11 protein-coding genes and 1 pseudogene are annotated in these 14,377 nt (G+C 67.2%); 3 read left to right on the plus strand and 9 right to left on the minus strand.

Annotated elements, in window-relative coordinates; translation table 11 throughout:
* From AC1DJN_RS06650 to AC1DJN_RS06675, 6 genes are all read right to left on the minus strand, one after another.
* A complete protein-coding gene (locus AC1DJN_RS06650; RefSeq protein ID WP_025875316.1) occupies positions 1-843 on the minus strand; it encodes an ABC transporter permease subunit in 843 nt (280 codons plus the stop codon).
* Positions 840-1,772 (minus strand): ABC transporter permease subunit, encoded by a 933-nt coding sequence (locus AC1DJN_RS06655; RefSeq protein ID WP_478039013.1) that lies wholly within the window; start codon positions 1,770-1,772, stop codon positions 840-842. Before AC1DJN_RS06655 ends, AC1DJN_RS06650 begins: the two co-directional genes overlap by 4 nt.
* Positions 1,769-2,905, minus strand: coding sequence for an ABC transporter ATP-binding protein (locus AC1DJN_RS06660; protein WP_032975681.1), 1,137 nt, complete (start codon positions 2,903-2,905; stop codon positions 1,769-1,771). Before AC1DJN_RS06660 ends, AC1DJN_RS06655 begins: the two co-directional genes overlap by 4 nt.
* Before the next feature lie 110 nt (positions 2,906-3,015).
* On the minus strand, positions 3,016-4,569 hold the full coding sequence (locus AC1DJN_RS06665) for an efflux transporter outer membrane subunit (RefSeq protein ID WP_051584955.1): 1,554 nt from the start codon (positions 4,567-4,569) through the stop codon (positions 3,016-3,018).
* Entirely contained in the window at positions 4,569-6,125 is a 1,557-nt protein-coding gene (locus AC1DJN_RS06670; protein WP_478039014.1) for a DHA2 family efflux MFS transporter permease subunit, read from the minus strand. The genes AC1DJN_RS06665 and AC1DJN_RS06670 overlap by 1 nt, the downstream gene beginning before the upstream one ends.
* On the minus strand, positions 6,122-7,297 hold the full coding sequence (locus tag AC1DJN_RS06675) for an HlyD family secretion protein (protein ID WP_478039015.1): 1,176 nt from the start codon (positions 7,295-7,297) through the stop codon (positions 6,122-6,124). The genes AC1DJN_RS06670 and AC1DJN_RS06675 overlap by 4 nt, the downstream gene beginning before the upstream one ends.
* A gap of 267 nt (positions 7,298-7,564) precedes the next feature.
* Between AC1DJN_RS06675 and AC1DJN_RS06680 the strand changes: the two genes are divergently transcribed.
* Entirely contained in the window at positions 7,565-8,965 is a 1,401-nt protein-coding gene (locus AC1DJN_RS06680; protein WP_051584953.1) for a flavin-containing monooxygenase, read from the plus strand.
* Here AC1DJN_RS06680 and AC1DJN_RS06685 read toward each other — a convergent pair.
* The 3 genes from AC1DJN_RS06685 to AC1DJN_RS06695 form a co-directional block, all read right to left on the minus strand.
* Positions 8,962-10,071: a polyamine ABC transporter substrate-binding protein gene (locus tag AC1DJN_RS06685; RefSeq protein WP_032975677.1), complete on the minus strand. Its 1,110-nt coding sequence runs from the start codon at positions 10,069-10,071 to the stop codon at positions 8,962-8,964. The two genes, AC1DJN_RS06680 and AC1DJN_RS06685, sit on opposite strands and share 4 nt — an antisense overlap.
* A gap of 91 nt (positions 10,072-10,162) precedes the next feature.
* The gene (locus AC1DJN_RS06690) at positions 10,163-11,557 is read right to left on the minus strand and encodes a glutamine synthetase family protein (protein WP_478039016.1); all 1,395 of its coding nucleotides are present in this window, start codon (positions 11,555-11,557) and stop codon (positions 10,163-10,165) included.
* Positions 11,554-12,315 carry a gamma-glutamyl-gamma-aminobutyrate hydrolase family protein gene (locus AC1DJN_RS06695; protein ID WP_478039017.1) on the minus strand — a complete coding sequence of 254 codons (762 nt, stop codon included), beginning with the start codon at positions 12,313-12,315 and terminating at the stop codon, positions 11,554-11,556. Before AC1DJN_RS06695 ends, AC1DJN_RS06690 begins: the two co-directional genes overlap by 4 nt.
* Before the next feature lie 161 nt (positions 12,316-12,476).
* Between AC1DJN_RS06695 and AC1DJN_RS06700 the strand changes: the two genes are divergently transcribed.
* Positions 12,477-13,754 (plus strand): NAD(P)/FAD-dependent oxidoreductase, encoded by a 1,278-nt coding sequence (locus AC1DJN_RS06700; RefSeq protein WP_425602675.1) that lies wholly within the window; start codon positions 12,477-12,479, stop codon positions 13,752-13,754.
* 198 nt (positions 13,755-13,952) lie between these two features.
* A pseudogene (locus tag AC1DJN_RS06705) lies at positions 13,953-14,377 on the plus strand (MASE1 domain-containing protein); the annotation flags it as partial.

The raw sequence follows: 14,377 nt of genomic DNA on the forward strand, positions 1-14,377 counted from the left end.
TCAGCCGTTGTCCTGGCGGGCCAGCTGCAGGTCGCGCTGGCGTCGCTTCTCCGCACGCGCATTGATGTACCAGCCGATCACCGCAGCGATGGACACTGCCGACACCAGCAGCGTGGCGAGCGCATTGATCTTCGGGCTGATGCCCATGCGTACCGAGGCGAACACCTTCATCGGCAGCGTGGTCGAGCCCGGCGTGGCAACGAAGCTGGCCACCACCACGTCATCCAGCGACAGGGTGAACGCCAGCAGCCAACCGGCCACCAGCGCCGGGGCGATGATCGGCAGAGTGATGCGGGTGAACACGGTCAGCCGGCTCGCGCCGAGATCCATCGCCGCTTCTTCCAGCGACAGGTCCATCTCCTGCAGGCGCGAGGACACCACCACGGTGACGAAGCACAGGGTGAAGGTGACGTGGGCGATCCAGATGGTGGCCAGGCCGCGCGCCGGGAAGCCCGGTATCGCGCCCATCGAGGCCAGCAGCGCCATCAGCGAGAAGCCGAGGATCACGTCCGGCATCACCAGCGGCGCGGTCACCAGCGCACCGAAGAACGGCTTGCCGCGGAAACGCTTGAAGCGGGTCATCACCATCGCCGCCAGCGTGCCGAGCACGGTGGCGGTACAGGCGGTCCAGAACGCGACCACCAGGCTGGTCCACATCGCATCCATCAGCGCGCGGTCGGCAAACAGGTCGCTGTAGGCACGGGTGGAGAACCCGGCCCAGACCATGGCCAACCGCGAGCTGTTGAACGAATAGAACATCAACAGCAGGATCGGCAGGTACAGGAAAGCGAAGCCGAGCAGCAGCACGCCCAGGCCCAGGCCCTTGGCAGAACGCGGGCTCATGCCWGCTTCCCTTCCAGCWMMCGCYGCTGGRMYCGGTTGAACAGCAGGATCGGCACCAGCAGCAACAGGATCATCGCCGCCGCCATTGCCGAGGCACCGGGCCAGTTGCGGTTGTTGAAGAACTCGTTCCACAGCTGGCGACCGACCATCAGGGTTTCCGAGCCACCCAGCATTTCCGGGATCACGAATTCGCCGATCGCCGGGATCATCACCAGCATGCAGCCGGCGATGATGCCCGCCTTCGACAGCGGCAGGGTGATGCGCAGGAAYGCCTGCCACGGCTTGGCGCCGAGGTCGTAGGCTGCTTCCAGCAGWCGGTGGTCATGCTTGACCAGGTTGGCGTACAGCGGCAGCACCATGAACGGCAGATAGCAGTACACGATGCCGATGTAGGCCGCGGTCGGGGTGTCGATCAGCTGCAGTTTCGGCAGGCCCATCGAGGTCATCAGCGACTGCAGGCCGGTGTACTGCAGGAACTGGTCGAGCAGGCCGTTGCGGTCCAGGATCGCTTTCCATGCATAGACGCGGATCAGGAACGAGGTCCAGGACGGCAGCACCACCAGCATCATCGCCACGTTGCGCGCGGCCGGCGACAGGCGGGCGATGGCATAGGCCATCGGATAGCCGATCAGCAGGGTGAGGAAGGTCGAGATCGCGGCGATCTTGATCGAGCTCAGGAACGCCTGCGCATAGATCGAATCGCGGAACAGCGCCAGGTAGTTCTCGAGGTTGAGCTTGAGCGAGAGCCCGCCATCGACGTACTGCAGCAGCCAGGTGTACGGGGGCGAGCCGACCCGGCTGTGCGAGAAACTGATCATCAGCACGATCAGGAACGGCACCGCGAAGAACAGCAGCAGCCACAGGTACGGAATGCCGATCACCGTGGCACGCAGCCCCGGCAGCCAGCGCTTCAGGCCGGCGGCGCTCATGAGGTCAGCACCACGCCGTCGTTGTCGCGCCAGTGCACCCACACCTCGTCACCCCAGGTCAGGCCATCGCTGGCCCAGCGCTGCGAGTTGGCGAAGTTGGCCAGCACCTTGGCGCCGCTGGGCAGGCGCACGTGGTAGACCGAATGGCTGCCGAAATAGGCAATGTCCTCGATCACGCCCTGCGCCTTGTTGGTGTGCCCTTCCGGCTCATCCTTGCCGATCATCACCTTCTCCGGGCGCAGCGCGAACGCGACCGGCTGCCCTTCATAGCAGGTGATGCCGTGGGCGATGTAGACCGGCGCCGGGAACAGCGGCGAACGCACGGTCACGTATTCGGGCAGGTCCTCGTCGATCACCCCGTCGAACAGGTTGACCGAGCCTATGAACTCGGCGACGAAGCGGTTGGCCGGCTGCTCGTAGACCTCGTCGGGCTTGCCGACCTGCTGGATCCAGCCGGCGTCCATCACCGCGATGCGGGTGGCCATGGTCATCGCCTCTTCCTGGTCGTGGGTGACCATCACGCAGGTCACGCCCGACGACTCGATGATGCTGACCAGCTCCAGCTGCATCTGCGAGCGCAGCTTCTTGTCCAGCGCGCCCATCGGTTCGTCCAGCAGCAGCAGCTTGGGCCCCTTGGCCAGCGACCGCGCGAGCGCTACGCGCTGCTGCTGGCCGCCGGACAGCTGGTGCGGCTTGCGCTTGCCAAGATGGCCCATCTGCACCAGGTCGAGCATCTCGCCCACGCGCTTGGCGATGGTCTCGCGGCCGAGTCCGTCCTGCTTCAGGCCGAAGGCAATGTTCTGCTCCACGGTCATGTGCGGGAACAGCGCATAGGACTGGAACATCATGTTGACCGGCCGCTGGTACGGCGGCAGCGCGTCCATCTGCTGGCCATCGACGGTGATGCTGCCCTTGGTGGGTGTCTCGAAGCCGCCCAGGCAGCGCAGCAGGGTCGACTTGCCGCTGCCGGAGCCACCGAGCAGCGCAAATATCTCGCCCTTGCGGACGTCCAGGTTGACGTCGTCGACGGCGACGAAGCCATCGAATTCCTTGCGCAGATCACGAATGGAGAGATAGCCGGGCACACCGCTCGCTTCGACGACGGCGGCTTCCGGCTGGGCTTCAACGGGCATGGGGGCTCCGGGAGCGGGCGGTGGACAGCGGCCGCCATTCTACCGGCCGGGGGCCGATGGGGATATGACGGGCTGTGGCGGGCGGCCGCCTCGCCATGCCATCGGGGCAATCAGCGGATGGCCACCGGCGGCGCCTCCTGCCAGCCCAGGCCCAAGCTCTTCTGCAGGGCCACATAGCGCACCAGCAGCTGCAGGCGCGCCTGTGCGGCGGCATCCTGGGCCTGCAGGCGCTGGCGCTGCACGTCCAGCAGGTCGATCTGCGAGGTCGCCCCAGCCTGCCGACGCTGGCGCATAAGGCGCAGCGAGCGGTCGGCCGAGGCCTCGGCGCGGACACTGGCCTGCAACTGCTGCCGCGCAGCGCCGAACCGCGCCAGCGCCGTGTTCGCATCCTGCAGCGCCGCCAGCACCGTGCCCTCGTAGGCCGCCAGCCTGGCCTCGTTGCCGGCCCGGGCCTGCGCTACACGGGCCTTGTTCACGCCGAAATCCAACAGCGACCAGCGCAGGAACGGAGCAACGATCGTGGCCGCCGAATCCCGCCCCAGGTCGGACAGCGAGGTGGCTCCGGCGCCGATGCTGCCCAACAGCGTCACCTGCGGAAAGTACGCCGAGAGAGCCTGGCCGATCTGCGCCGACGAAGCTGCCAGCTCGCGCTCGGCCTTGCGTACATCCGGCCGGCGCTGGATAAGCGCGCCCGCATCATCCACCGGCACGCGGGCCGGCAGCGCTGGCAGCGGCTGGTCCGCCGCCAGCCGCGCATCCAGTGCACCGGGCTCGCGGCCAACCATCAGGGCCAGCACATCGCGCGCCTCATCGGCCTGTGCCTGCAGTGACGGCAGCGCGGCCTGCTGCTGTTGCAGCTGGGCCTGCGCCCGTTCCACCTGAAGGTCCGAATCTGCGCCGCGCTGGCGGCGCTGGCGGGTCAGCTGCAGGCTTTCATCGGCGGCGCGGAGGTTGTGTTCGGCCAGGGCGATACGCTCGCGGCTGCTGCGGTAGCCCAGGTAGACCTGGGTCAACTCGGCGGCCAGTTGCACCTGTGCGTCGGCCAGTGCTGCCGCGTTGGCCTCGGCCTCGGCGGCGGCCTGCTCGGCTGCGCGGCGCCGGCGCCCGAACAGGTCCAGTTCCCAGCTGGCGTCGAAGCCGGCCACGTACAGTTCGGTATCAAGATCGATATCAGCGAACTGCTGGCGCAGCTGCGCGGCTTCCTGAGGGCGGCCGTTGGCCTCGGCCACGCCGGCGATGTTCTCGCCAAGGCCACGTACGCTGTTTTCCAGGGAATCGGGCGCCGTGACGTTGGCGTAGCCGGCCACTGCCCCCACCTTGGGCAGCTGCTCGGCGCGACGCTGGCGCTGCAGCGCGCGCGAGGCCAGCAGCTTGGCCTGGGCCGCACGCAGGTTGGGGCTGTTGCGCAGCGCCTCGTCCACCAGCTGGTCCAGCAGCGGATCATTCAGCGCGCGCCACCACTGGCTGGGTGGCGTGGCCGGCTGCACGTCAGCCTGCGCGGCGCGCGGCAGCCGTGCCTGTGCGGTGGCATTGCCGGCAACGTCCGGCTTCACGTAATCCGGCCCCAGCATGCAACTGGCCAGCAGCAGCGGCACCGTGGCTGGCCACAGGCGGCGCAGGCGAAGGGACAGGGCCGGGAGAAGGGGCAAGGTCGTCGAAGTCATCAGTGCATCGCCAATGGAACGCCCTTGGGCAGGGGCTTGAGCAGGAAAACCAGTGGCAGGGTCGCCACCACGATCAGGCCGAAGATCCAGAACAGGTCGTTGTAGGCCATCACCATTGCCTGCATCTGCACGGTCTGCGCCAGCACCRCCAGCGCCTGCGTGGCGTCGCCGAGCTGTTGGCCGTAAGCATGCAGCGCATCCTGGGCCACGGTCGAATTGGCGGTGACGCTGCTGCCGATGGCATCGACGTGCAATGTGGTGCGGCGCTCCTGGAAGGTGGAGATGATGGCCAGGCCGATCGAACCACCCAGATTGCGCGCGGCGTTGAACAGGCCCGAGGCATCGCTGGTGTATTCGCGCGGCACCGAGGTGATGGCGGCCTGGTTCAGCGCCATCATCGCCAGCGCCAGCCCGCAGCCCTGCAACAGCTGGCCGATGATAAAGTGCGGGCCGATGCTGTCCGGGGTCAGGCCCAGATTGACGAAGCAGGCGGCGGCAAAGCACAGCATCCCGCCAAACACCATGATGCGCACGTCCACCGTTTCCAGCATCTTCGGCATCAACGGCATCAGCAGGATGGTCGGCAGGCCGGCCAGCAGCAGCACGTAACCGGCCTGTTCGGTGTTGTAGCCGGCGATGATCGCCAGGAACTGCGGGATCATGTACATGACCCCGAACAGGATCATGCCCACCGCCATCACCATCACGAACACCGCGCCGAAACTGCGCTGGAAAAGGATGTTGAGGCGGATGACCGGCTCCTTGCTGATGAACTGCGAGAGCGCCAGCAGCGCGAACCCCAGCAGCGAAACGATGCTGAGCACTACGATCATGCTCGATTCGAACCAGCGCTCGCGCTGGCCGTCTTCCAGTACCACGGTAAGCGCGGACAGGCCGGCGGTCATGCCGACGATGCCCAGCCAGTCGGCGCGCAGCAGCCCGACCCAGTTCGATTTCTCATGCGGCAGGCCCAGCAGAAGCAAGGCAACCAGGCCAGCGCAGATGGGCACGTTGATGAAGAAGGCGTAGTGCCAGCTGACGTTCTCGGTCAACCAGCCGCCCAGCAGCGGGCCGATCACCGGGCCGAGAATGACGGTCATGCCGAACAGCGCAGTGCCCAGCGGCTGCTGTTTCGGCGGCAAGCGCGTGCCGACGATGGTCAGCGCAGTAGGGATCAGCGCACCGCCGGCAAAGCCCTGCCCTACCCGGCCGGCGATCATCATCGGCAGCGAATCGGCCAGGCCGCACATCACCGAGAATGCGGTGAACAGCGTGGCGCAGATCAGCAGGAAGGTGCGCAGGCCCAGCGTGCGCACGAACCAGCCGGTCAGCGGAATCATGACGATTTCCGAGACCAGGAAGGCAGTGGAGATCCAGGTGCCTTCGGTGCCGCTGGCGCCGACCTCGCCCTGGATGGTGGGCAGTGCCGCGTTGACGATGGAGATGTCCAGCGTGGCCATGAACGAGCCGATGGTGCCGGCCGCCACGGCCAGCCACGCACCGGCATCGGCCTTGCCCTCGGCGGCGGGCGCTGCGGAGGCAGTGGTGGCATTCATCGCGCCGGCGCGGCCGTGGCCCCTGCCTCGTCCCGGGTGCGCTCACGCGCGTCCCTGGCGTTGCGGGTGTCCACGGTCACTTCCACCGACATGCCCGGCACCAGCACCTTGCGCGCCTCGGCACCGGCATCCACCCGGATGCGYACCGGCACGCGCTGCACGAYCTTGGTGAAGTTGCCGGTGGCGTTCTSSGGCGGCAGCAGSGCGAAYTSCGMGCCGGTGCCGGGCGAGATGCTCTCCACAGTGCCGTGCAGGGTAGTGCCCGGCAGTGCATCGACCTTGATCTCGGCCGGCTGTCCGGCACGCATCAGACCCACCTGGGTTTCCTTGAAATTGGCGCTCAGGTACAGCGACTCGACCGGCACGATGGTCATGGTGCGGGTGCCGGCAGCGACGAACTGTCCCACCTGTACGGTCTTGTTGCCGACCCGGCCGTCGATGCGCGCGCGAAGCTCGGTGTCCTCGAAGGCGACCCGCGCCTGCGCGGCATCGGCCTGGGCCTGCTTCAGGCCGGCCTGGGCCTGTTCCAGTTGCGCCTGGCTGGCTTCGATCTGGCTCTGCGCGCCTTGGATCTGCGCCCTGGCCGCATCGTACTGGGCCTGTGCACGTTCGACGTCGTGGCGCAGGCTTTCCACGTGTTCGTGGGTGTCGGCACCGCTGGCAGCCAACGGGGTGAAGCGGGCCAGCTCGGCCTTGCCGAATCGCAGCGAGGCGGTGGCAGCGGTGAGTTGGGTGCGGGCCTGCAGCAGGCTGGACTGCTGGCCCTGCACGCCGGCGGCGGCGGCCGCGATATCGGCCTCGCGCACGGCGATCACCGCCTCGGCCTGGTCCAGGGTGGCGCGGTAGGTGCGCGGGTCGATGCGCAGCAGCGGTTCGCCGGCCTTGACCCACTGGTTGTCCTGCACCAGCACCTCGGTGACGTAGCCGTTGATGCGCGGGGCGACCGCCACCGCGTCGGCCTGCAGGTAGGCGTTGTTGGTGTCCTGCAGGTAGCGGCCGACCAGGAGGTGATAGGCCAGCCAAGCGATCAGCACCAGCACGACGAGGATGCCGATGATCGCCAGCATCCACCGGACCTTGGGGTTCTTCAGCGGTGAGGGCTTGGCGTGCTCCTTCCGCCGCTCGTTTTCATCATCGTGGGCGCTGTCGTCGCGCTGGGGCTGTTCGGTCATCGTCTCGTGGCGGTGGTCAGTGCCGTACGGGAAGGTAGGGCAGGCGGCGCCGACGCGGAGTGAACGTGGCGATCGCATCAGCGTGAGACCCGACCACCGGCTTGTCGCCAATGGCCCGTTGGTGCAACGGCACCGACGCCCGGCGACCAACGCCTTCGCCTTGGTCCGCGGCCAATCCATGCAGATGCAACGTTTTTCAGAGCAGAAATCATTGACCCGGCACGCGCTGTCATTGGGGAATCACCTCGACCCTCCAGTGAATCCGACATGGCCCACTCCAAATCATCACCGGTTCTCCCCTGCTGCCCGTCCGCATCTACGCCGCGTGACGTCGTGATCATCGGCGCCGGCCAGGCCGGGCTGTCACTCAGCGCGGTCCTGCAGGAGGCCGGCCTCGCGCATCGCGTACTGGAGGCGGAAACCGTGGGCGCCAGCTGGCGGCGGCGCTGGGATTCCTTCCAGACCAACACCGCCAACGCGACGATGGCCCTGCATGGCCACGCCTATGCGGGCGACGACCCGGAGGGCTTCATGGCTGCACCGGAAGTGATCCAGCGGCTCCGCGACTACGCCTGCGAAAGGTCACTGCCGATCCACGAAGGCTGCGCGGTCCTGCGTGTCACGCCCAAGGCGGGCGGCTACGCCATCGAATCCAGCCGCGGGCCGATCCAGGCCGCTGCGGTGGTGGTGGCCACCGGCGAATACGGCCGTCCCCGGATGCCCCGCGTTCCCTTTGCGCCCGGGCCGGCGCTGGCGGTACTGCACTCCAGCAACTACCGCAATTGCCGGCAGCTTCCCGACGGCGCTGTGCTGGTCATCGGCGGCGGCCAGTCCGGCGCGCAGATCGCCCAGGATCTCCGCGCCAGCGGCCGCACCGTGTATTGGTCGCTGGCCGAGCGCCATTCGCATACGCGCCGGCTGCGCGGCAAGGATTCGATGACCTGGTGGGACATGGCCGGACGCATCCACCAGCATGTGAGTGAATCGGCCGGGGTACTCGCCGGGGAGCCGGACGCGCTGCGCAAGGCCCGGACCGCAGAGTTCCCGCTGATTTCCGGCAAGGGACGCGCAGGCCTGGGCAGCTCGATCAGCCTGCTGTCGATGCATCGCGAGGGCATCACGCTGCTGGGCCGCCTGCAGGGCTTCGACGCGGACATCGCGCGCTTCGCCGATGTCCGCCCACAGCTGCGCACTGCGGTCGAAGCAACGCGGGCCGAGTACGCCTATCTCGATTCACTGGCAAGCGGGTACTACGCCACGCGGCCCGAACCGCGCACCGATGATGCCCGCTACATTCCCGAAGAGGTGTACCTGCACTGGGAGCCGGACGCCTCGCCGCGCGAACTTGATCTGAACGCTGCCGGCATCCGCTCGGTTGTCCTCGCCACGGGCTTCGTCGCCGAATGGCCGTGGCTGCATGTGGACGGCGTGCTGGACGAACACGGTTATCCGCTCGGCGAGTTCGGTGTCTCCCCGCAGCCTGGCCTGTTCTTCATCGGGATGCACAACCTGCAGCGGATGAGCTCATCATTCCTGTGCAACGGCGGTCGCGATGCGCGCGACCTGTTGCCCGCCATCCAGCGGCACCTTGGCCGGGCCGGCAGTACCGGCTCCGGCGCAGGGCAAGGCAGCTGCCGGGCAAGGCCCGGCGCTACCGGAAACGCTTAGCGACCGGTCTTCACCTCGGTCCACAGCCGGGTGTAGAGCTTGTCGGTCTCCGGCGTGTTGATCGAATAGGTGAACATCTTCGCGGCCACGTCGGCCGGCGGGTAGATGGTCGGGTCGGTGCGGATCGCCTCGTCCACCAGCGGGGTCGCGGTCGGCACCGGGTTGCCGTAGTGGATGAAGTTGGTGTTGGCCGCGGCCACCTTCGGTTCCAGCAGATAGTTGATGAACGCGTAGGCCGCTTCCGGATGCTTGGCATCCTTCGGGATGGCCAGCATGTCGAACCACTGCGGCGCGCCTTCCTTCGGGATCGAATAGGCCACGTGCACGCCATTGCTGGCCTCGGCCGCACGGTCGCGGGCCTGGATGATGTCACCCGACCAGCCCACCACCAGGCAGGTGCCGCCGTTGGCCAGCGAGCCCACGTACTGCGAGGAGTGGAAGTTCTGCACGTACGGGCGGATCGACTTCAGCAGGTCCGCCGCCTTCTGCAGGTCGGCCGGATCGCCGCTGTGCGGGTCCAGGCCCAGGTAGTGCAGCGCGATCGGAATCATGTCCGCCGGCGTGTCCAGGATGGTCACGCCGCAGTCCTTCATCTTGCTGATGTTTTCCGGCTTGAACACCAGGTCCCAGCTGTTGGCGATGTCGGTGCTGCCACCGAAGCGCTCCTTCAGCATGTCCACGTTGTAGCCGATGCCGGTGGTGCCGATCATGTAGGGCACACCGTACTGGTTGCCCGGATCCTGGGTAGCGATGCGCTTCATCACCGCCGGGTCGAGATTGGCCAGGTTCGGGATCTTCGACTTGTCCAGCGGCAGGAACACGCCGGCCTGGATCTGCCGGCCGAAGAAGTTCAGCGTCGGCACCACCACGTCGTAGCCGCTGTTGCCGGCCAGCAGCTTGGTCTCGACCATCTCGTCACTGTCGAACACATCGTAGGTGACCTTGATCCCGCTCTGCTTCTCGAAGTTGGGGATGGTGTCTTCGGCGATGTAGTCGCTGTAGTTGTAGACGTTCAGGACCTGGCTGTCCTGTCCGCCGCCGTTGCCGCCGCCACAGGCGGAAAGCATGGCGGAGGCCAGGCCGAGCGTGAGGATACGCAGCTTCATCGGGTGCTCCAGAATGCGGAAAGGGGGGCCGGCCGGGCCGGCGACGGGTGCCAGCCTACCCCCCGGCGAGGGATTTTTCTATTCGCGGCCTTCACACGTTCAGCAGCAGGAACTCGCGYTCCCACGAACTGATCACGCGGAAGAAGGTCTCGTATTCCTTGCGCTTGACCGAGGTGTAGGCGCGGCAGAAGCGCTCGCCGAGCAGGGCCTGCAGCTCGCTGCACTGCTCCAGCCCGTCCAGCGCTTCACCCAGCGAACGCGGCAGGTCGTAGCCCAGTTCCTTGGCGCTGCCGGTCACCGGCGCATCCGGCGCCAGGCGCTCACGGATGCCGAGCAGCCCGCAGGCCAGGGTCGCGGCCATCGCCAGGTAAGGGTTGGCGTCGGAGCCGGCAAAGCGGCTTTCCACCCGCATGTTCTCCGGCGTATCCAGCGGCACCCGCAGGCCGCAGGTGCGGTTGTCGAAGCCCCAGTGCACGTTGCTAGGCGAGACCTCACCGAACACCAGGCGCCGGTAGGAATTCACGTTCGGCGCGAAGAACGCCATGGCCATCGGCACATATTTCTGCAGGCCCGCCAGGTAATGGGCGAACAGCGGACTGAAGTCCTCACCACCGTGCTCGCCGGTGAACACGTTCTGGCCATCGCTGATGCGCAGCAGGCTCTGGTGGATGTGCATCGCACTGCCCGGCTCGTTCTCCATCGGCTTGGCCAGGAAGGTGGCATACACCCCATGGCGCATCGCCGATTCGCGCATGGTGCGCTTGAACAGGAACACCTGGTCGGCCAGATCCATCGCATTGGCGTGGGTGAAGTTGACCTCCAGCTGCGCCGCGCCGGATTCGTGGATCAGCGTATCCACGTCCAGCTTCATCGCATCGCAGTAGTCGTACATCAGGTCGAGGATCGGATCGAACTCGTTGACCGCGTCGATCGAGTACGACTGCCGCGCCGTTTCCGGGCGACCGGAGCGGCCCGCCGGGGGCAGCAGCGGAAAATCCGGATCGGTGTTCTTCTGCACCAGGAAGAATTCCAGCTCGGGCGCGACCACTGGCCGCAGGCCGAGCTCGGTATACGCATCCAGCACCCGGCGCAGCACGTTGCGCGGCGCCAGCTCATGCGGCTCGCCGTTCTTGGTGTAGCAGTCATGGATGACCTGCGCGGTCGGGTCGGTCGCCCACGGCACCATTCGCACGGTGTCCGGGTCGGGGCGCAGGATCATGTCCGAGTCCGACGGCGAGGTCAGGTCGTAGTAATCGTCCGGAAATTCGCCGGTGACGGTGGTCGCGAAGATGCCTTCGGGCAGGCGCKTGCCGTAATCGTGCGAGAACTTGTCGGCCGGGATGATCTTGCCGCGCGCATTGCCGGTGATGTCCGGAACCAGGCATTCGACCTCGGTGATGCGCCGCTCCTTCAGCCAGCGCAGCAGGCTGCTTTCCTGCGGGGGCGGGGGCGTGGCCGTCTTGCGCGGGCGCGTTCGGGAACTCATGGGGATTCCAGTCGATTCYGTTGGTGCTGCCGGCAAGCTTGGCCGAACGCACGGAAAATAGCGTGATAGAACGGCGTCTGCATGACACGCCACTCCGGGTGCCACTGTACGCCGAGCACGAATCGATGGCGCGGGCTGCGCGCTGCTTCGACCAGGCCATCATCGGCCCAGGCCTCGATCTGCAGGCCTTCGGCGACCTGTGCGATGCCCTGCCCGTGCACGGAATTGACCTGCACCCGATCGGCGGCACACCACTGCGCCAGCCACCCCCCATCGGCCAGGGTGATCGCATGGGCCGGCCCATACTGCTCCTCCACCGGCGCCTGCGGGTCTTCGCGATGGTCGGCCAGGCCGGGCACTGCATGCACCTGCGGATGCAGCGTGCCACCGAGCGCCACATTCAACTCCTGGAATCCGCGGCAGATCGCCAGCACGGGTAGATCCAACGCCAGCGCCTCGTGCAGCAGCGCGAACGCAGTGGCGTCGCGCGCCGGGTCATGCCGGTTGCCGTTCCAGGTGCGACCCCCTTCGTAATGCTGCGGCTCGATGTTGYTGACCGCGCCGGTCAGCAGCAGGCCATCCAGGCCCTGCAGCCAATCGCGCGCCGGCAGCGGCGGCTGCAGACTCGGTAGCACCAGCGGTGTTGCCTGCGCAGCGTCAACCAACGCACGCACATATTTTTCCCCGGCCACCGCGAAACGATGATGGCCGAGCACGGTGCTGTCGGTGGGCAGGCCCACCCAGGGTAGGCGGCGCATGGGGAAACTCCTTGGCGTGGCATCAAGGTACGCGCCCGGCATCGGCATCGGCAAGCCGCTGCCCTCACACCACGGGCGCCCGGCTTGGGCCAAACTATCGGCGTGAAGCCCGACCGTCCTCCCCCGCTCCGACGCCCTTTCCCGCTCCTGCGAGGCCGCCGGTGAGCGCCGCCTTCCCGCCCAGCTGGTACGCCTGCAGCCTGCCCGAACCGCCCGCATTGCCGCCGTTCCGCGGTGAACTGCGTGCCGATGTGGCGATACTGGGCGCCGGCTATACCGGCCTCACCGCCGCACTGGAACTGGCCCTGCGCGGCCAGCGGGTGGTGGTGCTGGAAGCGCAGCGGATCGGCTGGGGAGCCTCAGGCCGCAATGGTGGCCAGGCGCTGGTCGGCTACGGCTGCGAAGTGGACGAGCTGGAACGCCAGCTCGGCCACGAGGATGCGCGCCGCCTGTTCGACTGGTCGCGCGAGGCGGTACAGGCGATGCGCGCGCGCATCGACCGGCATGGCATCGAGTGCCATTGGGTGGAGGGCCACGCCAGCGTTGCCATCCGCGCACGCCACGAGCGCGACCTGCGCGCCAACTGCGAACACCTGCAGCGACATTACGATTACCCGATGCAGTGGTGGGAGCGCGATACCCTGCGTGGGCAACTGGACAGCCCGCGCTACCGCGCGGCGATGTTCGACCCACTCAGCGCCCACCTGCATCCGCTGGCCTACGCCCGCGGGCTGGCCGATGCCGCGCGCGCAGCCGGGGTGGTCATCCACGAACAATCGCCGGTGACGCGCATTCAACGCGGCGCACATGCGGTGCTGCATACCGACCACGGAAGCGTGCGCGCGCCGCAGCTGGTGGTGGCCGGCAACGCCCTGCTGCAGGGGCTGGTGCCCGAGCTTGAGCGGCGCATCATGCCGGTCGGTACGTATATCGGCGCCAGTGCACCGCTGGGGGCCGAACGCGCCCGCGCCCTGATCGGGAACAACATGGCGGTCTCCGACACGGCCTGGGCGCTGGACTATTTCCGGCTCAGCCATGACCACCGCCTGCTGTTCGGTGGCCGCGCCAGCTATTCCGCGCTGCCGCCGCCGGGCCTGCACCGGGTGATGCAGCGGCGCATGCACGAGGTGTTCCCGCAACTGGCCGACATCCCGCTGCAGCAGGTCTGGGGCGGTTATGTGGACATCACCCGCAACCGTGCCCCGCACTGGGGCCGGCTGGATGGGAATGTGTACTTCGCGCAGGGCTTCTCCGGCCACGGCGTGGCAGCGGCCGGGCTGGCCGGTGAAGTGATCGCCGAAGCCATCGTTGGCCAGAGCGAGCGGCTGGACGTGTTCCAGCGCCTGCGCCATGGCCCCTTCCCCGGCGGACGCCTGCTGCGCATGCCGCTGCTGGTGGCGGCCATGTCCTGGTACAAGCTGCGGGATGCGTTGTGGTGAGCTGATCAGGAAGCGAGCTGAATCTACCGCCCCCCGAAAACTGTGAAACTCGTCGCCGCCGGCATTCCTGTGATGACTTTCTCACTTGCCGGGCCGAGCGCTGAGGCGATTGCATAATCGAACGCGTGTCGATACCGTCGCTAAGAACCGGGTCCCGCGGCGAATGGATGCTGACAGGGAACGTACTGTGAAGGGGTAGTGCGATTGAACTGGTGGAATGAAGGCCTGCAGCTGAAGTTGCGTATCCGCCCGGCGGGGCTGGTCCTTGCGCTGCTGTACGCCGTTGCATGCTGGGCGTCGCGCCAGTTGTCGCTCGACCAGTTCTATCTGCCGGCCGGCGTCCGCGTCGCTGCAGTGCTGTTGTTCCCCCCGCGTTGGTGGCCATACCTGCTGCTGGGCGAATATGCCTACTTTGCGCAGATGCGCGTGCCAATGATCGAGAAGTATGGGCTGGCCTGGATCGTACTTGGTTCGGCACTGCTGATGCCTGCCGTGATGCTGATCGTGCATCTCCACCGGAAGATGATGGTGACCACGAAGAATGCGTGGCTGATTTCAGTCGCGGCGGCTTCGGCGCTGGTGGTCACCGCGCTCAATCTGATGCTGGCACACCTTCTCTGGCC

The organism is Stenotrophomonas sp. 05L414_2, assembly GCF_056397905.1.